The organism is Streptomyces sp. NPDC048590 (assembly GCF_043199535.1).
Classification (GTDB): domain Bacteria; phylum Actinomycetota; class Actinomycetes; order Streptomycetales; family Streptomycetaceae; genus Streptomyces.
The window spans coordinates 109,732-129,546 of the sequence record NZ_JBICWC010000002.1 but is presented as its reverse complement, the minus strand read 5'-3'; the positions used below and the strand labels follow the sequence as shown (position 1 = coordinate 129,546).

General features: G+C 71.0%; 22 protein-coding genes and 1 pseudogene. 14 read left to right on the top strand and 9 right to left on the bottom strand.

The window, feature by feature from the left end; all coding sequences use genetic code 11:
• The first annotated feature begins 107 nt into the window (after positions 1-107).
• Together ACGFNN_RS05095 and ACGFNN_RS05090 are read left to right on the top strand one after the other, a co-directional pair.
• Complete coding sequence (locus ACGFNN_RS05095) at positions 108-659, top strand: GNAT family N-acetyltransferase (protein WP_393553091.1); 552 nt, start codon at positions 108-110, stop codon at positions 657-659.
• A 32-nt stretch (positions 660-691) separates the two neighbouring features.
• Complete coding sequence (locus ACGFNN_RS05090) at positions 692-1,180, top strand: glutathione peroxidase (protein WP_393553089.1); 489 nt, start codon at positions 692-694, stop codon at positions 1,178-1,180.
• A 61-nt stretch (positions 1,181-1,241) separates the two neighbouring features.
• Here ACGFNN_RS05090 and ACGFNN_RS05085 read toward each other — a convergent pair whose 3' ends face one another.
• Positions 1,242-2,468 (bottom strand): acyl-CoA dehydrogenase family protein, encoded by a 1,227-nt coding sequence (locus tag ACGFNN_RS05085; protein WP_362555212.1) that lies wholly within the window; start codon positions 2,466-2,468, stop codon positions 1,242-1,244.
• A 174-nt stretch (positions 2,469-2,642) separates the two neighbouring features.
• On the opposite strand from ACGFNN_RS05085, the gene ACGFNN_RS05080 reads away from it, so the two are divergent.
• On the top strand, positions 2,643-3,293 hold the full coding sequence (locus ACGFNN_RS05080; protein WP_362555210.1) for a TetR family transcriptional regulator: 651 nt from the start codon (positions 2,643-2,645) through the stop codon (positions 3,291-3,293).
• Positions 3,294-3,316: 23 nt separating this feature from the next.
• Here the strand turns inward: ACGFNN_RS05080 and def are convergent, their stop codons facing one another.
• Entirely contained in the window at positions 3,317-3,871 is a 555-nt protein-coding gene (gene def, locus ACGFNN_RS05075) for a peptide deformylase (RefSeq protein WP_365524325.1), read from the bottom strand.
• Positions 3,872-3,985: 114 nt separating this feature from the next.
• Between def and ACGFNN_RS05070 the strand changes: the two genes are divergently transcribed.
• The 11 genes and pseudogenes from ACGFNN_RS05070 (at position 3,986) to ACGFNN_RS05020 (ending at position 13,450) form a co-directional block, all read left to right on the top strand.
• Positions 3,986-5,224, top strand: a complete 1,239-nt coding sequence (locus tag ACGFNN_RS05070) for a MurT ligase domain-containing protein (RefSeq protein ID WP_362555207.1) — start codon at positions 3,986-3,988, stop codon at positions 5,222-5,224.
• 34 nt (positions 5,225-5,258) lie between these two features.
• Positions 5,259-5,987 (top strand): type 1 glutamine amidotransferase, encoded by a 729-nt coding sequence (locus ACGFNN_RS05065; protein ID WP_393553087.1) that lies wholly within the window; start codon positions 5,259-5,261, stop codon positions 5,985-5,987.
• Between the two features lie 181 nt (positions 5,988-6,168).
• A complete protein-coding gene (locus tag ACGFNN_RS05060) occupies positions 6,169-7,194 on the top strand; it encodes a 6-phosphofructokinase (protein WP_393553085.1) in 1,026 nt (341 codons plus the stop codon).
• A gap of 112 nt (positions 7,195-7,306) precedes the next feature.
• Positions 7,307-8,257: a cytochrome c oxidase assembly protein gene (locus ACGFNN_RS05055; protein ID WP_393553083.1), complete on the top strand. Its 951-nt coding sequence runs from the start codon at positions 7,307-7,309 to the stop codon at positions 8,255-8,257.
• A 75-nt stretch (positions 8,258-8,332) separates the two neighbouring features.
• A complete protein-coding gene (locus ACGFNN_RS05050) occupies positions 8,333-8,491 on the top strand; it encodes a hypothetical protein (protein WP_362555200.1) in 159 nt (52 codons plus the stop codon).
• A 182-nt stretch (positions 8,492-8,673) separates the two neighbouring features.
• Complete coding sequence (locus tag ACGFNN_RS05045) at positions 8,674-8,925, top strand: HU family DNA-binding protein (protein ID WP_362667831.1); 252 nt, start codon at positions 8,674-8,676, stop codon at positions 8,923-8,925.
• Between the two features lie 19 nt (positions 8,926-8,944).
• A complete protein-coding gene (locus ACGFNN_RS05040; protein WP_393553081.1) occupies positions 8,945-9,331 on the top strand; it encodes an SRPBCC family protein in 387 nt (128 codons plus the stop codon).
• A gap of 165 nt (positions 9,332-9,496) precedes the next feature.
• Positions 9,497-10,489: a GlxA family transcriptional regulator gene (locus ACGFNN_RS05035; protein WP_393553079.1), complete on the top strand. Its 993-nt coding sequence runs from the start codon at positions 9,497-9,499 to the stop codon at positions 10,487-10,489.
• A 152-nt stretch (positions 10,490-10,641) separates the two neighbouring features.
• A pseudogene (locus ACGFNN_RS05030) lies at positions 10,642-11,266 on the top strand (cysteine hydrolase family protein).
• Between the two features lie 357 nt (positions 11,267-11,623).
• Positions 11,624-12,334, top strand: a complete 711-nt coding sequence (locus tag ACGFNN_RS05025) for a lysophospholipid acyltransferase family protein (RefSeq protein ID WP_362555190.1) — start codon at positions 11,624-11,626, stop codon at positions 12,332-12,334.
• A 66-nt stretch (positions 12,335-12,400) separates the two neighbouring features.
• Positions 12,401-13,450, top strand: coding sequence for an NAD-dependent epimerase/dehydratase family protein (locus ACGFNN_RS05020; protein WP_393553077.1), 1,050 nt, complete (start codon positions 12,401-12,403; stop codon positions 13,448-13,450).
• Between the two features lie 73 nt (positions 13,451-13,523).
• On the opposite strand, the gene ACGFNN_RS05015 is transcribed toward ACGFNN_RS05020, so the two are convergent.
• The 7 genes from ACGFNN_RS05015 to ACGFNN_RS04985 form a co-directional block, all read right to left on the bottom strand.
• Entirely contained in the window at positions 13,524-15,086 is a 1,563-nt protein-coding gene (locus tag ACGFNN_RS05015) for an alpha/beta hydrolase (RefSeq protein ID WP_393554026.1), read from the bottom strand.
• 169 nt (positions 15,087-15,255) lie between these two features.
• Positions 15,256-16,041: an urease accessory protein UreD gene (locus ACGFNN_RS05010; RefSeq protein ID WP_393553075.1), complete on the bottom strand. Its 786-nt coding sequence runs from the start codon at positions 16,039-16,041 to the stop codon at positions 15,256-15,258.
• Positions 16,038-16,715, bottom strand: coding sequence for an urease accessory protein UreG (ureG, locus tag ACGFNN_RS05005; protein WP_362667849.1), 678 nt, complete (start codon positions 16,713-16,715; stop codon positions 16,038-16,040). The genes ACGFNN_RS05010 and ureG overlap by 4 nt, the downstream gene beginning before the upstream one ends.
• 34 nt (positions 16,716-16,749) lie before the next feature.
• Positions 16,750-17,415, bottom strand: a complete 666-nt coding sequence (locus ACGFNN_RS05000) for an urease accessory protein UreF (RefSeq protein WP_393553073.1) — start codon at positions 17,413-17,415, stop codon at positions 16,750-16,752.
• A 17-nt stretch (positions 17,416-17,432) separates the two neighbouring features.
• On the bottom strand, positions 17,433-19,154 hold the full coding sequence (locus ACGFNN_RS04995) for an urease subunit alpha (protein ID WP_393553071.1): 1,722 nt from the start codon (positions 19,152-19,154) through the stop codon (positions 17,433-17,435).
• Complete coding sequence (locus ACGFNN_RS04990; RefSeq protein WP_362555178.1) at positions 19,147-19,458, bottom strand: urease subunit beta; 312 nt, start codon at positions 19,456-19,458, stop codon at positions 19,147-19,149. The genes ACGFNN_RS04995 and ACGFNN_RS04990 overlap by 8 nt, the downstream gene beginning before the upstream one ends.
• Before the next feature lie 14 nt (positions 19,459-19,472).
• Positions 19,473-19,775 carry an urease subunit gamma gene (locus ACGFNN_RS04985; RefSeq protein WP_362555176.1) on the bottom strand — a complete coding sequence of 101 codons (303 nt, stop codon included), beginning with the start codon at positions 19,773-19,775 and terminating at the stop codon, positions 19,473-19,475.
• Positions 19,776-19,815: the final 40 nt, after the last annotated feature.

The window sequence follows — 19,815 nt, the reverse complement described above, 5'->3', positions numbered from 1 at the left end:
GCTTATGTGCCGTTCATCAGCCTGACATGCCATCACCCTGTCGGCGCGCGGAGGGACACTCCTGCATCTCCCTGAACCGTCCCACCCGAACGCGAAAGGACCACTCGATGACCGAGATCACCCCCGTGTCCGGCCCCGAACTCGTCACGTACGCCGACGAGCTCGCCGCCCTGCTGATCGAGGCGGTGGACGGCGGGGCCTCCGTGGGGTTCCTCGCCCCGCTGGAACGGACGACGGCCGCCGCCTGGTGGCGGGAGCGGGCCGCCGCTGTGGAGTCGGGGAGCCATCGGATCTGGGTCGCCAGGGACGACCAGCGGGTGGCCGGCACCATCAGCCTGGTCAGGCAGCCCTTGCCCAACGCCCGGCATCGCGCGGAGATCGCCAAACTCGTGGTCCGGCCTTCCGCGCGCGGCCGCGGGGTCGGCCGCGCGCTGCTCGACGCCGCCGAGCGGTCCGCCACCGCGGAAGGACTGACGCTGCTGGTCCTGGACACCGAGACGGGGAGCGACGCGGAACGGCTCTACCGGTCGGCGGGCTGGACCGCCTGCGGATCCGTCCCCGACTACGCGGCGGACCCGTACGGCACGCTCAGGGCGACGACGTTCTACTACCGGACGCTGGGCCCCGCGGAGGCCTCCGGTGAAGGGACGTCACAATGAAGGGTCAGGCCACGCCCAGAAGGAGACAGCCCATGACCCTGCACGACATCCCGCTCCGCACCCTCACCGGCGAACCGACCACGCTGGGCGCGTACGCGGGCTCCGCCGTCCTGGTGGTGAACGTCGCGTCGAAGTGCGGCCTCACCCCGCAGTACGCCGGTCTGGAGAGGCTCCAGAAGGAGTACGCGGACCGCGGGTTCACCGTCCTCGGAGTGCCGTGCAACCAGTTCATGGGCCAGGAGCCGGGCAGCGCCGAGGAGATCCAGACCTTCTGCTCGACGACGTACGGGGTGAGCTTCCCGCTGCTGGAGAAGACCGACGTCAACGGGGAGGACCAGCACCCGCTGTACGCGGAGCTGACGCGGCTCGCGGACGCCGAGGGCGCGGCCGGCGACGTCCAGTGGAACTTCGAGAAGTTCCTGATCTCCCCCGCGGGTGAGCCCGTCGCCCGGATCCGCCCCCGCACCGAGCCGGAGGACCCGGCGGTCGTCGCGGCCATCGAGGCGCAGCTGCCCCGCTGAGAAAGCGGTCGGGGGCCGGACCACGCACCGTGGTCCGGCCCCCGAGTCCTGCGGGGAAGCCTCAGCGGATGGGCATCCCCGACAGGGTGCGGGCGATGACCAGGCGCTGGATCTCGCTCGTGCCCTCGAAGATGGTGTAGATCGCGGCGTCCCGGTGCATGCGCTCGACCGGGTACTCACGGGTGAAACCGTTGCCGCCGAGGATCTGCACGGCCTGCGCCGTGACCGCCTTCGCCGTCTCACTCGCGTACAGCTTGGACATCGAGCCCTCGGCCGCGGTGAACGGCTTGCCCGCGCTGGCCATCCAGGAGGCGCGCCAGACGAGCAGCCGGGCGGCGTCGATGCGGGTGCGCATGTCGGCCAGCTGGAAGGCGATGCCCTGGTTGTCGATGATCGGGCGGCCGAACTGGGTCCGGGTCTTCGCGTAGTCCAGCGCCACCTCGTAGGCGGCGCGGGCCGTGCCCACCGCCATTGCCCCGACGGCGGGCCGGGAGGCCTCGAAGGTCGCCATCGCGGCGTTCTTGACGCGCTCGCCGCCGGACCTGGCCCGCTCCCTGGCGCGGGCGAGGCGCTCGTCGAGCTTGTCCTTGCCGCCGAGCAGGCAGTGGCCGGGCACCCGGACGTCCTCCAGGACGACCTCCGCGGTGTGCGAGGCGCGGATGCCGTGCTTCTTGAACTTCTGGCCCTGCGAGAGCCCGGGGGTGGCCGGCGGGACGATGAACGAGGCGTGCCCCTTGGAGCCCAGTTCCGGGTCGACCACGGCGACGACGACGTGGACGTTGGCGATGCCGCCGTTGGTCGCCCAGGTCTTGGTGCCGTTGAGCACCCATTCGTCCTTCGCCTCGTCGTAGACCGCGCGGGTCCGCATGGAGGCGACGTCCGAACCGGCGTCGGGCTCGGAGGAGCAGAAGGCGGCGACCTTCACGTCGTCGGCGTCCCCGTACATCTGGGGTATCCAGGTGCCGATCTGCTCCTCGGTGCCGTTGGCGAGGACGCCGACGGCCGCGAGGCCCGTCCCGACGATCGACAGGGCGATGCCCGCGTCACCCCAGAACAGTTCCTCCATGGCCATGGGGATGCCCAGCCCCGTAGGGTCGAAGAACTGCTGGGCGTAGAAGTCGAGGGAGTAGATGCCGACCTTGGCGGCCTCCTGGATGACGGGCCAGGGCGTCTCCTCACGCTCGTCCCACTCCGAAGCGGCCGGCCGGATCACCTCGGCGGCGAATCCGTGCAGCCAGTCACGGACCTGCTTCTGGTCGTCGTTGAGCTCGAGCGTGAACTCGGCCATGGTTCCCTCCATGCACTTCCGGATCAAACCGTTACTAGCGGTAACCGCAGTCTGTTACCAGCAAGTAGCCTCTGTCAACCGACCGGCGACGGATCCGCGCCGGTCGGAGCAGGGTGTTACGTTGCCCGGGCGTGACGAGATCGCAGGACAGCCGGGTGGGGCGGGAGAGACGACATGGAGACCACACGAGGGGCCGAGCGGCAGCGGACTGCGGCCGAGCGCCGCCGTCGGGAGCTGCTGGAAGCCGCGGACCGGGTGGTGCTCAGGGACGGCCCCAAGGCGTCGATGAACGCCATCGCCGCCGAGGCGGGCATCACCAAGCCCATCCTCTACCGGCACTTCGGCGACAAGGGCGGCCTCTACCGCGCCCTCGCCAAACGTCATACCGACGCCCTGCTGAGCGCGCTGAGAGCGGCGCTCGACGCGCCCTCGGAGAGACGCGAGCGCGTCGAGGCGACGCTCGACACCTATCTCGCGGCCATCGAGGCACGCCCGCAGGTCTACCGCTTCCTCATGCACCCGTCCGACGACGCGGCCCCTCTTCCCGAGCAGGGCTTCGACGTGGGCCGGCACTCGGCGCCGCTGCTTCGGCGCCTGGGCGAGGAGCTCGGCAAGGTGATCGTGGAGCGTGTCGACCTGGGACCGGACAGCGAGCAGATGGCCCGCATCTGGGGTCACGGCATCGTCGGCATGATGCACGCCGCGGGTGACTGGTGGCTGGGCGACCGGCCGTGCTCCCGGGAGCAACTGGTACGCAGCCTCGCCGACCTCCTGTGGGGCAGGCTGGCCGAGGCGGGCGACCTGCCCGGAGGCCGCGGCTTCTGAACCCTTTCCCGCCGGTGCGCGGATCAGCCTCCGGCGGTCGTACGGGCCCACGGGGCGCGCCGGGCCGCCCGCAACGCCCTCGTACGGCGCAGGCCCGTCAGCCGGTCGGTGTAGACCGTCCCGTCGAGGTGGTCGCACTCGTGCTGCAGGCACCGGGCGAACCAGCCGGTTCCGGTGACCCGCACCGGGTCGCCGGTCAGTGTCCGGCCCTCGACCACCGCCCGGTCGAAGCGCGGCGTGCCGGCTTCCAGCCCCGGGAGCGAGAGGCAGCCCTCCGGCCCGCGTACGGTGATGCCGTCCGCCTCGACCAGTACCGGGTTGACGATGTGGCCCACGTGCCGGACCTCGTCGTCGTCCGGGCAGTCGTAGACGAACACCCTGAGCGGAAAACCGATCTGGTTGGCGGCCAGCCCGACGCCGTTCGCCGCGTACATGGTGGCGAACATGTCCTCCACGAGCACGGCGAGCGACGGGCCGAAGTCGGTGACCTCGCCGCAGGGAGCGTGGAGCACGGGGGCGCCGAACAGGCTCATGGCCCGAACGCGTCCGGAACTGCCGGGGATCGGGCGGTTTCGCATGGGGAGAAGCGTACGTTCCACGTGACCTCCACGTTCCCCGTGGTGCCGAGGTGCGGGCGGCGGGCCGGACATCGATAGGCTGGGTGCGGACTTACGCAAGGAGGATCTAGGACGATGGCAGGCAACACGGAGCCGTTGTCGCCGCGGGCCAAGCTCGCCGTGACGGCGGGCAAGGCCGCGGCGGCGGTGTCGCGCGCCGCGGGGCGCGGCAGCGGATCGGTGATCGGCGGCCGGGTGGCGCTCAAGCTCGACCCCGACCTGCTCGGGCGGCTGGCGCAGCACCTGGACGTGATCCTCGTGTCGGCGACGAACGGCAAGACGACCACCACCCGGCTGATCGCCGAGGCACTCAGGGCCGCGGGGCCCGTCGTGTCGAACGCGCTCGGCGCCAACATGCCCGCGGGCATCACCTCCGCCCTCGCAGGGGGGTCGGACGCGCGGTACGGCGTGATCGAGGTCGACGAGAAGTATCTCGCCGGTGTGGCGCGCGACACGACGCCCAAGGTGATCGCGCTGCTCAACCTCTCCCGCGACCAGCTGGACCGTGCGGCGGAGACCCGGATGCTGGCGGAGAAGTGGCGTGAGGGCCTGTCGGGCTCCAAGGCCGTGATCGTAGCCAACGCCGACGACCCGCTGATCGTCTGGGCGGCTTCCTCCTCCCCCAACGTCGTGTGGGTGGCGGCCGGGCAGGCATGGAAGGACGACGCCTGGTCCTGCCCCTCCTGCGGTGGTGTGATGCAGCGCCCCGGTGACGACTGGTTCTGCGGCGAGTGCGGCTTCCGCCGCCCCGCGCCGAGCTGGGCGCTGAACGGCGACTACGTCCTGGACCCGCACGGTTCCGCGTGGCCGATCCACCTCCAGCTGCCGGGCCGCGCCAACAAGGCCAACGCCACGAGCTCGGCGGCCGTGGCCGCCGTCTTCGGTGTACCGCCCCAGGTCGCGCTGGAGCGCATGTACCAGGTGCAGGCCGTGGCCGGCCGCTACGACGTGGTCAGCTTCCTGGGCCGTGAGCTCCGGCTGCTGCTGGCGAAGAACCCCGCGGGCTGGCTGGAGACGTTCTCTCTGATCGACCCGCCGCCCACGCCGGTGATCCTGTCGGTGAACGCCCGCGGCGCCGACGGCACGGACACCTCCTGGCTCTGGGACGTCGACTACACCCAGCTGCACGGTCACCCGATCTTCGTGCTCGGCGACCGCAAGCTGGACCTCGCGGTCCGGCTCGAGGTGGCCGGTCTCGACTTCCGCGTGTGCGAGACCCTGGACGAGGCCGTCCAGATGTCCCCGCCCGGCCGTATCGAGGTCATCGCGAACTACACCGCCTTCCAGGATCTGCGCCGTCGTGTCGGCAACTGACCCCCGCGCGGGCAACCCCCGGAGAGGACGAAGCATGAGCAACAACAGCCTGCGGCTGGTGTGGGTCTACCCGGACCTCCTCAGCACCTACGGCGACCAGGGCAACGCCCTCGTGGTGGAGCGCCGGGCGCGCCAGCGCGGTCTGGATGTGTCGCGCGTGGACGTGCGCAGCGACCAGCCGATTCCCACCTCGGGCGACATCTACCTGGTGGGCGGCGGCGAGGACCGGCCTCAGCGGCTGGCATCCGAGCGGCTGCGCCGGGACGGAGGGCTGAACAGGGCGGCGGCCAACGGGGCGATCATCTTCTCCGTCTGCGCCGGCTACCAGATCCTCGGCCACGAGTTCATCAACGACCTCGGCGAGCGGGAGCCCGGCCTCGGGCTGCTCGACGTCGTCTCGACCCGCGGTGAGGGTGCCCGGTGCGTCGGCGACGTGCTCGGGGACATCGACCCGAACCTCGGGCTGCCGCCGCTGACCGGTTTCGAGAACCACCAGGGCATCACCCATCTCGGGCCGACGGCCCGCCCGTTCGCCCGGGTGCGGTTCGGCCGGGGCAACGGCACGGGTGACGGGACGGAGGGCGCGTACAACGACACCGTCTTCGGTACGTACATGCACGGCCCCGTGCTCGCGCGGAACCCGCAGATCGCGGACCTGCTGCTCAAGCTGGCCCTGGACGTGAACGCGCTGCCGCCGAGCGACGACCGGTGGTACGAGGCGCTCCGCGCCGAGCGCATCGCCGCGGCGACGCAGCCCGCCTGACGCGTCACGAGGACCGGCCCTTCCTGGGCCGGTCCTCGTGTGTGCGGCCGGTGTACACCCGGTGGACGTCCAGCAGTCGGACAGCGGGTTCGGTCCGGCCACCCCGCGCCGGTAGGGTGGCGGGGATCCAACCGGACGACGTGGTCCGGCGTCGGCCCACGTTGCAAAGGTTTCCCGGGCAATGCGAATTGGTGTGCTCACCTCCGGCGGCGACTGCCCCGGCCTCAATGCCGTCATCCGTTCCGTCGTCCACCGTGCGGTGGTCGACCACGGCGACGAGGTCATCGGCTTCCACGACGGGTGGAAGGGCCTCCTCGAGTGCGACTACCGCAAGCTCGACCTCGACGCGGTCGGCGGCATCCTGGCCCGCGGCGGCACCATTCTCGGCTCCTCCCGCGTCCAGCCCGCGCATCTGCGTGACGGCGTGGAGCGCGCGAAGGGCCATGTCGCCGATCTCGGCCTGGACGCGATCATCCCCATCGGCGGCGAGGGCACCCTCAAGGCCGCGAACCTGCTCTCCGAGGCGGGTCTGCCCATCGTCGGTGTGCCCAAGACCATCGACAACGACATCGCCTCCACCGACGTGACCTTCGGCTTCGACACCGCCGTGGGTGTCGCCACCGAGGCGCTCGACCGGCTGAAGACGACCGCCGAGTCCCACCAGCGGGTGCTGATCGTCGAGGTCATGGGCCGGCACACCGGGTGGATCGCCCTGCACTCGGGAATGGCGGCCGGCGCCCACGCCATCGTCGTGCCCGAGCGCCCCTTCGACATCGACGAGCTGACCTCGGTGGTCGGCCGCCGTTTCTCGGACGGCAAGAAGTTCGCGATCGTCGTCGTGGCGGAGGGCGCCAAGCCTCGTGAGGGCTCCATGGAGTTCAACCAGGGCAAGAAGGACATCTACGGCCACGAGCGCTTCGCCGGAGTGGCGACGCAGCTCTCCGGCGAGCTGGAGCAGCGCCTCGGCAAGGAGGCCCGCCCGGTGATCCTCGGGCACGTGCAGCGCGGCGGCACCCCGACCGCGTACGACCGCGTCCTGGCCACCCGCTTCGGCTGGCACGCGGTGGAGGCCGCCCACCGCGGCGAGTTCGGCATGATGACGGCCCTGCGCGGGACGGACATCACGATGGTCCCGCTGGCGGCTGCCGTGGAGACCCTGAAGACGGTCCCGGCCGAGCGCTACGCCGAGGCGCAGGTCGTTCTCTGAGCGCTACGACGCCTCGTGAACCGCCCCCGGCCGCACCTGCGGCCGGGGGCGGTTCTAGTCTGGACCGGACAACCGGCACGAATCGGGGGATGCCCCCGGCGGGAGTGGACAGATGGATCACAGCGGGCACGGCATGGACATGGACCTGCCGCCGTTCACGCTGGGACGTGGGCTCGAGTTCTCCGCGGACCCGTTCTTCCTGATCGGCTGCGTCGCGGCACTCGCCCTGTACGGCTACGGGGTACTGCGGCTGCGCGGGCGGGGCGACGCGTGGCCGGTGAACCGGACGGTGCTCTTCGTCGTCGGTGTGCTGTCCATCGCCCTGGTGATGTGCACGGGACTCAACGACTACGGCATGGTCATGTTCAGCGTGCACATGATGCAGCACATGGTGATCAGCATGGTCTCGCCCATCCTGCTGCTGCTCGGCGCCCCGGTGACCCTGGCGCTGCGTGCCCTGCCGGTCGCGGGCCGGGGCCGGACGGGACCGCGCGAGCTGCTCCTCAAGCTGCTGCACAGCCGCTACATGAAGATCATCACGCATCCGGCCTTCACCATCCCGCTCTTCATCGCGAGCCTGTACGGCCTGTACTTCACCCCGCTGTTCGACTTCCTGATGGGGTCGAAGACCGGCCACATCGCGATGATGGTGCACTTCCTGGCGGTCGGCCTGGTGTTCTTCTGGCCGATCATGGGCGTGGACCCCGGCCCCCACCGGCCCGGCTACGTGATGCGGATGCTCGAGCTGTTCGCCGGCATGCCCTTCCACGCGTTCTTCGGGATCGCGCTGATGATGGCCAGCCAGCCGATGGTGAAGGTGTACGAGAATCCGCCGTCCTCGCTCGGGATCGACGCGCTGAGCGACCAGAACGCCGCGGGCGGGATCGCCTGGGCCTTCAGCGAGATCCCCTCCGTGCTGGTGCTGATCGCGCTGGTCTTCCAGTGGTACCGCTCCGAACAGCGCACAGCCAAGCGTTCCGACCGCGCGGCCGACCGTGACGGGGACCAGGAGCTGAAGGCGTACAACGCCTATCTGGCGTCGTTGCAGGCGCGCGGGCGGTAGCGGTGTAGCGGTGGAACCCCCCAAGGGGTGACCATGTCCTCAACGGCCGTGCGGCCGGGTGAGGAGCGTGTGCTCATGCCTGGAACCACGAAAACCATGGGAGTGCTCACCATCGGAGCGCTGGTCGCCGTGACCGCGTACACGGTGGCGCTGGGGAGCAACGGCTGGCTCTGGTTCGGCTGGGTGGTCCTGGGCCTGGCCACCCTGGGGATGCTGGCCACCCGCGACACCTGAGGGGCACGGACCCGGCGGTCCGCGCGGCTCGCCGGGTCCTCGCGTACGGCGGAACGCTGCGCGTGCGAGTGTGCTGCCGCGGTGCGAGCATGATCCGTGGTGCGGAGTGCCGTTTCAGGCACGCCGTTCATCGACCACGGCGCGCTCGGTCGCGCCCATGCCGGCGGAAGCGGGTGTCTCGCATGGACAGGTCCGGACTGATCGAGGCGATCGGGCGCAGAACGGCCGACGGGGGCGAGATCCCGGCGGCCGACATCGGCCGGTTCGTCGACGCCCTTTTCGGCACCCTGGGCGAGGCCGGGGTGATCGCCGAGGCTCTCAAGGCGGGCAGGACGGTCACCCTCGTGGGCTTCGGCAGCTTCCACGACGTCGGCGGCGAGGCCACCCTGCGGCCTGGCAAGGCCCTCAACGAATTCATCCACCACCAGGCTTGAGACGGGGGACGGCGGGATCGTGACCGTCCTGACGCTGCGGGCGCAGGGCTCCGCGCCGGCCGAGGAGGTATGGCTCCGCTACGTCACCCCCGCCCGGTGGCCGTCGTGGTCACCGCAGATCAGAGCGGTACGTGGAGTCGGCGAGCGCCTCTCGCCGGGGGCGCGTGGCGAGATCGTCTCCCTGTTCGGTGTGACCGCGAGGTTCTTCGTGGAGTCCGTGGACGAGGCGCGGTGGAGCTGGGTCTGGCGGGTGAGGGCCGGGCCGGTGCGGCTGCGTCTGTCCCACGAGGTCGCGCGCCGGGCGGGCGGATCGGCCACGACACTCCGGATCGAGGGCGGTGTGCTCGCCGTCGCCGCGTACGCGGGTCCGGCACGGCTGGCTATGGCGCGACTCGTCCGCGCGTGACCTGCGGTCCGGGATCGGCCGGAGCGTCCCGGAGGGCCGTGCGTGACCTGGCGTCCGGGATCGCCCGGAGCATCCCGAAAGGCGGGGCGGCACCCGGGAGGCGTGTCCGGATGTGACAGGAAACCGTCATTGCGGCCCTGACGCGGGGGCGGCGAGGATGAGGGCATGCCCCTCACCCACCGCGTCGTGATCGCGGTCTTCCCCGGCGTCGACCTGCTCGACGTCACCGGCCCGGCCGAGGTCTTCGCCCTGGCCAACCGGGAGGCCGCGGGCCACACCCCGTACCGGGTGCTCCTGGCGGGCCCGGCGGCCGGCCCGGTGCGTACCTCGGCAGGGGTGCGACTGCTGACCGATCTGACGTTCGACGAGGTGGGCGACGGGGCGGACACCCTGGTGGTCCCCGGCGCCGCCGACCTCACGGAGGACGGCCCCACCGCGCGCGTCGATCCCGAGGTCGTGGCCTGGGTGAGGGCCACCGCGCCGCACGTCCGGCGGATCGCCTCGGTCTGTGTGGGCGCCCATGTCCTGGCGGCGGCCGGTCTGCTGGACGGAAGGACGGCGACGACCCACTGGTCGACCGCCGCGCAGCTGGCCGCCGATCATCCGGCGGTCACGGTCGATCCCGATCCGATCTTCGTCCGCGCCGACCACGGCCGGTTGTGGACGGGGGCCGGTATCAGCGCCTGCCTGGATCTCTCCCTCGCCCTGGTGGCCGAGGACCTCGGGGAGTCGGTGGCCCTGGCCGTGGCGCGCCAACTGGTGATGTTCCTCAAGCGGCAGGGCGGTCAGAGCCAGTTCTCGGTGCCGATCAGCCGTCCCGCCTCCTCCCGCAGGGACATCGACGAACTGCGGTCCTGGATGGCCGGCAACCTCGACCAGGACCTCTCCGCCGGGGCGCTGGCCGACCGTATGCGCCTGAGCGAGCGGCACTTCGCCCGGGTCTTCAAGCAGGAGACCGGGACCGGTCCGGCCGCCTATGTGCAGGCGGCCCGGGTGGAGGCGGCGCGGCGGCTCCTGGAGAGCACCGACCACTCCCTCGGCCGGGTCGCGGCCTCCACCGGGCTCGGTTCGGTGGAGACCCTCCACCGGGCGTTCGGGAGGCTGCTCGCCACCACACCGTCCGCCTACCGCCGGCGCTTCAGGACCGCGTCGGTCTGAGATCTGTCCCGCCGTACCCGGCGGGACGGCCCTCGGACGTTCCGAACCGCAGCACAGCCCCTCGGCTCCGGCCGAGGGAGCAGCACAGCCCCTCGGCTCCGGCCGAGGGAGCAGCACAGCCATGCCGAAATCCCGATCCGGAAGGACCCACGATGACCAGCACCCAGCCGTCCACGCCCCTGCGCACTCTCCTCGGCCTGGACGACACCCCTCCCCGGCTGAGCCGGTCGGCTCTGATCATGATCGATTTCCAGAACACCTACCGGGGCGGAGTGATGGCCCTGGAGGGTGCCGAGGAGGCCGTCGCAGCCGGCGCCCGTCTGCTGACGCGGGCCCGCGCGGCCGGGACCCCGGTGATCCACATCGTCCACGACGGTGGTGAGGGCTCCCCCTACGACATCCGCGCGGATATCGGCGCCATCAGCGAGGAGGTCGCCCCGCTGGCGGGCGAGCCGGTCGTGGTCAAGCAGCACCCCAACGCCTTCCACGCCACCGGCCTGGAGAAGGTGCTCACCGACCGGGGCTTCGGGGCGGGCGACGGCGGAAGCCTGGTACTGGCGGGCTTCATGACGCACATGTGCGTCAACTACACCGCCCAGGAGGCGTTCAACCTCGGATACCGCCCCACGGTCGTCGCCGACGCGACCGCCACGCGGGCGCTCCTCTCCCCCCGACGGCACCCTGGTGGAGGCGGCGACGCTGAAGGCCGCCGCGCTGACCATGCTCACCGATGTGTTCGCCACCGTGGTGGCGACCTCCGGCGTGCTGCCCGACTGACCGGGTGCCCGCCGCGGATCAGGCAGGATCCGCCCAGTGGTTCACCGGCGCGAGGCCGATGCTGCGGCCGTCCCGCCCGAGTATCCGGCCGACGTAGGGCCCGCGGACCGCGGGCCCTCGCGGGGACATCCTCGCGCCGCGGGGCTACGGATGTCCCCGAAACGAAGCTACGATCGATCATCCATGGGACAGACGGGCGTATACGACCGCCTGCTGACGTCATATCAGGTGAGAGGCCGAGGAGCGGGTACCCGTCCCTGAAGGCCGGATCGGCGGCCGACCGGGCCGGATCCGATCGCACGTGTGGCCTCGCGGAACGCGGCCACCAGCCCGGTCCGGAAGGCTAGGAGAGAAGCTGTGTTCTATTACGTACTGAAGTACGTCGTCCTGGGCCCCTTGCTGCGTCTGGTGTTCCGTCCCCGCATCGAGGGGCTCGAGCACATCCCCGACGACGGCGCGGCCATCGTGGCGGGCAACCACCTCTCCTTCTCCGACCACTTCCTGATGCCCGCGATCCTCAAGCGGCGTATCACCTTCCTCGCGAAGGCCGAGTACTTCACCGGTCCCGGCATCAAGGGGAAGCTGACCGCGGCCTTCTTCCACAGCATCGGGCAGATCCCCGTGGACCGGTCCGGGAAGGAGGCGGGCCAGGCGGCCATCCGTGAAGGGCTCGGGGTGCTGGACAAGGGTGAGCTGCTCGGCATCTACCCGGAGGGCACCCGCTCGCACGACGGACGTCTCTACAAGGGCAAGGTGGGCGTGGCGGTGATGGCGATCAGGGCCGGGGTCCCGGTGATCCCGTGCGCGATGGTCGGCACCTTCGAGATCCAGCCGCCCGGCCAGAAGGTGCCCAAGGTCAAGCGGGTCACCATCCGGTTCGGGGAGCCGCTGGATTTCAGCCGCTTCGCCGGGCTGGAGGATCAGAAGGCGGCGATCCGGGCTGTGACGGACGAGATCATGTACGCCATCCTCGGCCTCTCCGGGCAGGAGTACGTCGACGAGTACGCGGCGAAGGCCAAGGCGGCGCAGGCCGAGGAGTCCAGGAAGCTCCCGCGGCGCTCACGCTGAGCGGGGAATCTGCTGCCGGCAGATCGCCCTGTCCGGGCGGCGGGAACAGCCGTAGCGTCTGGGTCCATGAGCAGAGGACGGGCGTTCGTACTCGGTGCGACGGGACAGATCGGCAGGGCGGCCGTGCGTGCCCTCGCCCAGGACGGCTGGGAGGTGACCGCGGCCTCGCGGGGAGGGGGCCGCGACAGCGGATGGGACGCGGGCGTCCGCGATGTGGCGCTCGACCGCGAGGAGGCGGGCGCCCTGGAGGCCGCGCTCGGCGACGGCTGCGATGTGCTGGTCGACATGGTGGCGTTCGGGCGTGACCACGCGGCCCAGCTGATCGGACTGGCGGACCGGGTGGGGTCCGCGGTCGTCGTTTCCAGCGGCGGCGTCTACGAGGACGGCCGGGGCCGCAGCTTCGACACCCAGGAGCAGCCCGACGGTTTCCCGGAGTTTCCGGTGCCGGTCCCGGAGACGCACCGGACCCTCGCTCCGGGGGACACGACCTACGGAACGCGCAAGGTCAGGCTGGAGCAGGAGTTGCTGGCGTCGGGAGACGCCTGGCCGGTGACCCTGCTGCGGGCGGGAGCGGTCCACGGGGAGCACTGCCGCACACCGCGCGAGCTGTACTTCGTCAAGCGGGTGTTGGACGGGCGCAGACGGAGGGTGCTCGCCTACGGCGGCGCGAGCCGTTTCCATCCGGTCCATGTGTCCAACGTCGCGGAGCTGATCCGGCTCGCCGCGCTGCGGCCGGGCTCCCGGGTGCTCAACTCGGCGGATCCGCAGGCACCGACGGTCGCCGAGATCGGCGTGGCCGTGGACGAGGTGCTCGGCGTGGAGACGGAGACGGTGCTGATCGAGGGGGCTCCGCCGGAGGGCGTCATCGGCAGCACGCCGTGGAGCGGTGCCCGTCCCGTCGTCTACGACATGTCCGCCGCGGAGCGGGAGCTGGGGTACCGGCCGGTGACGGGGTACGCCGAGTCGTTGCCCCGTACCGTCGAGTGGCTGGCCGGGCAGCTGGACGGCCGGCACTGGACGGAGGCCTTCCCGAAGATGGCAGCCCATTACGGCGAGGCCCTGTTCGACTACGCCGCGGAGGACGCCTGGCTGGAGAAGCACGGCCACGGGGCGTGAGACCGCCGCCGCGACCGGGGGTGAGCGGGCGGCCGCCGGGATTCATCGGCCGCCCGCTCACGTCAGGGGGTGATCAGGGCTTCGGCGTGGCGTGCGGGGTGCACGTCACATCGCTCCGGTCGGTCCTTCCGGTGAGCAGATAGGTGTCGACCCGCTCGTTGATGCACGGGTTCACGAGCCCGGTGACGCCGTGCGATCCGGCGTCCTTCTCGGTGATGAGACGGGAGCCCTTGAAGCGCTTGTGCAGCTCGACGGCGCCCTCGTAAGGGGTGGCGGCGTCACGGGTGGACTGCACGATCAGCACCGGCGGGAGTCCCTTGCCGGTCCGGACGTCCAGCGGCGTCTGCTGCTGGGACGGCCAGGTGGCGCAGGGCAGGTTCATCCAGGCGTTGGCCCAGGTCATGAAGGGGTGATCCTTGTGCAGCCGGGTGTTGTCCCGGTCCCACTTCTTCCAGCTGGTGGGCCACTTGGCGTCGGCGCACTCGACCGCCGTGTACACGGCGTTGCTGTTCTCCGCGCCGATGTTGCCCGCGGTGTCCGACAGATCGGGTGCGGCCGCGTCGATCAGCGCCTGGGTGTCGCCGCCCAGGTAGTCGCTCCAGATCTGGGCGGTGGGCGCCCAGGCCGAGTCGTAGTACGGCGCGCTCTGGAAGAACCCGATGAGCTCGGCGGGTCCGACGACGCCACCGATGGGGTTCTTCTTCGCGGCCGCGCGCAGGGTCAGCCACGCCTTCTCGACCTTCTCCGGCGTGTCGCCGATGTGGTAGGCCGCGTCGTTCTTGGCGACCCATGCCTTCCAGTCGTTCCAGCGGGTCTGGAAGGCGACGTCCTGGCCGAGGTTGGCCTCGTACCAGATGTTGTCCTTCGCGGGGTTGACCACGCTGTCGACGATCATGCGGCGGACGTGCGAGGGGAAGAGGGTCCCGTAGACCGCGCCCAGGTAGGTGCCGTAGGAGACGCCCAGGTAGTTGAGCTTCTTCTCCCCGAGCGCGGCTCGGATGACGTCGAGGTCGCGCGCCGTGTTGGGAGTGGTCATGTGCGGCAGCATCTCGCCGCTCCGCTCGGCGCAGCCGTCGGCGTACTCGGCGGCCAGCTTGCGCTGGGCCCGCTTGTCCGCCTCGCTGTCCGGTACCGGATCAGCCTTCGGTGCCTTCACGAACTCCTGAGGATCGATGCAGGAGATGGGCGCCGAGTGGCCGACCCCGCGCGGGTCGAATCCGACGAAGTCGTAGGACTGCGCGACCTTCGTCCAGAGCGGGTTCTTGGTCACGATGCGCTTCGGGAACGCCATGCCCGAGCCGCCGGGGCCACCCGGGTTGTAGACGAGGGCGCCCTGTCGCTCGCTCTTGGTGCCGGTGCTGACGTGCCGGTCGACCGCGAGCTTGATCTGCTTGCCGTTCGGCTTGCTGTAGTCCAGGGGGACGCTCACCCAGCCGCACTGGATGGGTGCGGCGATCGCCCAGTCGGCCGGACAGTCCGTCCAGTCGATGCCCGTCCTGGCCGCCCTGGCCGCGGCGATCTGCACGCCTTGGGCCTGCTGGTCGCCCTGGTGCCGGCTGTCGGCACCTGCGGCCGGTGCGGCTATCGCTCCCGCTATGAGCGTCCCCGCGATCAGAGTGCCGGCCGAGCCGAGCATCGCTGTGCGCTTCACGTGGAACCTCCCCCTGTGTGTGGCGCGGCCCTTGGCTGCGCGTCTGTTCCTGTCTCCTGGCGGATCCTTTCGTCTGTGGGGTTGCTGAGAACAGGGCGTACAGGTGTTTCTTTACCGAACCAATAACCGGTACCGCCTGTCCCGCTGAGCGAACTCAGGTCTTACGCAGCGGCTTTGCCCCCTTCAGAAGCCCTTCGAACGCCTCGTCCAGAACGGCGCGCAGGAGCCGCGCGTCGGCGGCGAGCGCGGTGACGAGCACGGCGGGACCGGCCAGCGGGGTGAGCGCGGCGCTCGGACCCATCAGGCACGGCTCAGGAAGGTACTGCTCGAACATCGGGTCCACCACAAGGAGTTGCCCTACGGCTCGATGTCCGGCGAGGACTGCCGCACCGTCCCAGCCTCGTGGTGCGCCCGGCCCGTAGGTCAACTGCTGGTCGAGCAGTGGCCTGCCCGACCTGCGTACCGTCAGGCGGCTCGAGAGACGGCCGGTGCTCTCGCCGTGCCGGCCGAGGATCAGTTCCTCGCGCAGCGCCAGCCGTGCCGTGGGGGCGAGTTCGGCGCGGGTGGTCATGTCGAGCGTGCTGCCGGAAGCCGAGATGAGCTGTTCGGGGAGCCAGTGGAGCTCGGCCTCCTCCCCCACGGTCAGCCGGACGTCGTACGAGGCGGGGCCGATGTCCGTACGCGGTCCCGGCAGGGCCACGGTGGCGGCGGCCGAGTCGACCGTGACCCGTGCGCCGTCCTCGGTCCGCACCTCGACGGCGAGGCGGTCACCGGCGAGGGGAGCACTCATGGCCCCGACCACGGTCACGCGTGCGCGGGCGGGGTCGGCGGATCTCGTCCTGCGCAGGGCCAGCGGCCCCTCGCTCTCGAGCACCGGGAGCGAGGTGGACCCCCGCCCGTCGGCGGCGGCCGTGATCCGCGCGGTGGCGGTGACGCTCACGCGGCCCAGTCCGCGAGCCGTGCCCGCACCCAGTCGGCGACGGGGGCGACGCCCTCGGGGCCGGTCAGGGAGGTGAAGACCACGGGGAGCTCGCCGCGCTGCTCAGCGGCGTCGCGCCCCATCTGCTCCAGGTCGGAGCCGACGTAAGGGGCGAGGTCCGTCTTGTTGATCACGAGGAGGTCGGCGGTGGTGACACCGGGGCCGCCCTTGCGCGGAATGTCGTCGCCGCCCGCGACGTCGATGACGAAGAGCTGGGCGTCGACGAGGCCCTTGGAGAAGGTCGCGGTGAGATTGTCCCCGCCCGACTCGACGAGGATGAGGTCGAGGGGGCCGACGGAGTCCTCCAGATCCTCGACGGCTTCGAGGTTGGCGGAGATGTCGTCCCGGATCGCGGTGTGCGGGCAGGCTCCGGTCTCCACCGCCTGGATGCGCTCGGGCGGCAGCACGGCGTTGCGGAGCAGGAAGGCAGCGTCCTCGCGGGTGTAGATGTCGTTGGTGACCACGGCGATGGACAACTGGTCGCGCAGGGCGCGGCAGAGCGCGGCGACGGTGGCCGTCTTGCCCGATCCGACGGGGCCTCCCAGGCCGATGCGCAGGGCCCGCCGGGTGCCGTCGGGACGTGCCGCGTCGGCGCTGACGGCGGCGGGGGCGTGGTGTGCGTGGTCGAGATGCATGGGCATGACTCCTGGGATGGCGGAGGGGCGGGGGTCAGGACGCGAAGAGGCGTACCGGCCAGGCGGCGTGTGCCTCGGCGGAGATGTCGAGCAGGGGGGCGGAGGCTGCGGGCAGTGAGTCGATGCCGTGCCGCGCCGCTTCAGAGGCCTGCTCGGCGATCCGGTCGAGATCGGGGGTGAGCCCGGCGAGGACGGCGGTGGCCTCGAACGGGTCGAGGGAGAGCAGCCGGACCACTGCGGTGGCGGGTCCGCTGACGGATTCGTAGGCGACGCAGTGGGCCGCGTCGAGAGGGCCCAGGCCCGCCGCGCGTGCGGTGAGGCCGAGGACGACCGGCTGGTGCGCGCCGCGGGGTCTGGCCTCGGCGAGCGCGGTGAGCTCGGGGCTGGGCCAGGTGGCCCGTGCCGCCCGCATCATCTGCCGGCCGAGCTTGCGCGCGGTGGTCCGCAGTGCGGGCGAGGGCGTCCGTGCGTCCGCCGCCTCGTCGAGGGCGAGCGGGTCGTGGCCGTGGGCGGCGGCCGCGGCCAGGGCCGCGGAGGTGAGCCCGCTGGTGTGCAGTCGGCCCCGGCAGAACTCGGCCAGGCCTTGGGCGTCGCGGATACGTCCCGCCTTGACGGCCGGCTCGGCGCCACCGGAGTGGGCGTGCCCACCGGCGGGGAACCGGCCGTCTGCGAGGACGAGCAGTGCTGCTCGCGTCGTCATGAAGTGCTGTCCTGCCCTCAGAAGAGGAAGTAGCGCTGAGCCATGGGGAGTTCAGCGGCGGGGGCGGGCTCGACCAGGTCACCGTCGATGGTCACGGCGAAGCTGTCGGGGTCGACCTCGACCCGTGGCAGCGCGTCGTTCTCCCGCATGTCCGCCTTGGTGACGCCGCGGGTGCTGGTGATGGGCACGAAGGCCTTGCCGAGGCCCAGACGACCGGGCAGGCCGGCTTCCATGGCGGCCGAGGAGACGAAGTTGAACGAGTTGGAGGCCGGCGCCCGGCCCACGGCGCCGAACATGGGGCGGGGCATGACCGGTTGCGGGGTCGGGATCGAGGCGTTGGCGTCGCCCATCTGCGCGTAGGCGATCTGGCCGCCCTTGATCACGGTCTGCGGCTTGACCCCGAAGAAGGCCGGCTCCCACAGCACGAGGTCCGCGAGCTTGCCGGTCTCGACCGACCCGATCTCCCGGTCCAGGCCTTGAGCCACCGCGGGGTTGATGGTGTATTTGGCGACATAGCGACGTGCGCGGTGGTTGTCGGCGGCACCGTCGCCGGGCAGCGCGCCACGTCGCCTCTTCATCACATGGGCGGTCTGCCAGGTGCGCAGGACGACCTCTCCGATACGGCCCATGGCCTGGGAGTCGGAGGAGATGATCGAGATGGCCCCGAGGTCGTGGAGGATGTCCTCGGCAGCGATCGTGGAGGGCCGGATCCGGGACTCAGCGAAGGCGAGGTCCTCGGGCACCGTCGGGTTGAGGTGGTGACAGACCATCAGCATGTCGAGGTGTTCCTCGATGGTGTTGACGGTGTGCGGCCTGGTCGGGTTGGTGGAGCTCGGCAGGATGTACGGCTCCGACACCACGCTGATGATGTCGGGAGCGTGCCCGCCGCCCGCACCCTCGGTGTGGTACGAGTGGATCGAACGCCCCGCGATGGCGGCCAGGGTGTCCGCGACGAATCCGGCCTCGTTGAGGGTGTCCGTGTGGATGGCGAGCTGAGCCCCGGTCTCCTCGCAGACGCTCAGGCAGGCGTCGATGACGGCCGGTGTCGCGCCCCAGTCCTCGTGGATCTTGAAACCGAGCGCTCCGGCCCGAAGTTGGGAGTGCATCGCCTCGCGAGACATGGTGTTGCCCTTGCCGAGGAGGCCGATGTTGACCGGGTAGCCGTCGAGTGCCTCGAACATCCTGGCAAGGTGCCAGGGGCCGGGGGTGATGGTGGTGGCTTTGGTACCTTCGGCCGGTCCCGTCCCGCCTCCGACCAGCGTGGTGATGCCGGATGAGAGCGCCTGGTCGATGAGGGTCGGTGAGATGAAATGGACGTGGGCGTCGATGGCTCCGGCGGTGAGGAACTTGCCGTTGCCCACGATGATCTCGGTCTCGGGCCCGATGACCAGGTCGGGGTGGACCCCGTCCATGGTGTCCGGGTTGCCGGCCTTGCCGATGCCGGTGATCCGTCCGTCACGGATACCGACGTCGGCCTTGACGATCCCCCAGTGGTCGATGACGATCGCGCCGGTGATGACCGTGTCGGGGGCGCCCTCGGCGCGGGTGGTGCGCGCCTGCCCCATCGACTCTCGAATGACCTTGCCTCCGCCGAACACGGCCTCGTCACCGGCGCGTCCGGGTCCGCCGGACCGGTCCTCCTCGATCTCGACGACCAGGTCGGTGTCGGCGAGCCGGATGCGGTCGCCCTTGGTCGGCCCGAAGAGGTCGGCGTAGACGGGGCGGCTGAGCTCAGGCATCGAGGGGACCTCCGGTGTCGCCGCGCAGTCCGGGGACGATGCGCAGGCCTGCGAGCGGGACGAGTTCGACGTCGACGGGGATGCCGGGTTCGAAGCGCACGGCGGTACCGGCGGCGATGTTGAGGCGCAGCCCGTGGGCGGCCCCGCGGTCGAAGTCCAGGCCGGGGTTGGCCTCGGCGAAGTGGTAGTGCGAGCCGACCTGGACGGGCCGGTCGGCGGCGTTGAGGACGGTCAGCCGGGTGACGGGCCGGCCCTCGTTGAGCGGCACCGGCCCCTCCGCGTACAGGATCTCTCCGGGAATCATCAGCCGCTCCCCCGTCAGACGATCGGTTCGTGGACGGTGACGAGCTTGGTGCCGTCGGGGAACGTGGCCTCGACCTGGACGTCGTGGATCATCTCCGGGATGCCCTCCATGACGTCGTCCCGGGTGAGGATCTTCCGCCCCGATGCCATCAGTTCGGCCACGGTCCGGCCGTCGCGGGCGCCTTCCAGGAGGTGCGAGGTGATCAGCGCGACCGCCTCGGGGTGATTCAGCCTCAGCCCACGCGCCCTGCGCTTCTCCGCCACATCGGCGGCCACATGGATGAGCAGGCGTTCCTGTTCGTGCGGAGTCAGTTGCACGCTTCCACCCTCTTCGTGTTCCGCCCGGTACCTGCCCCGG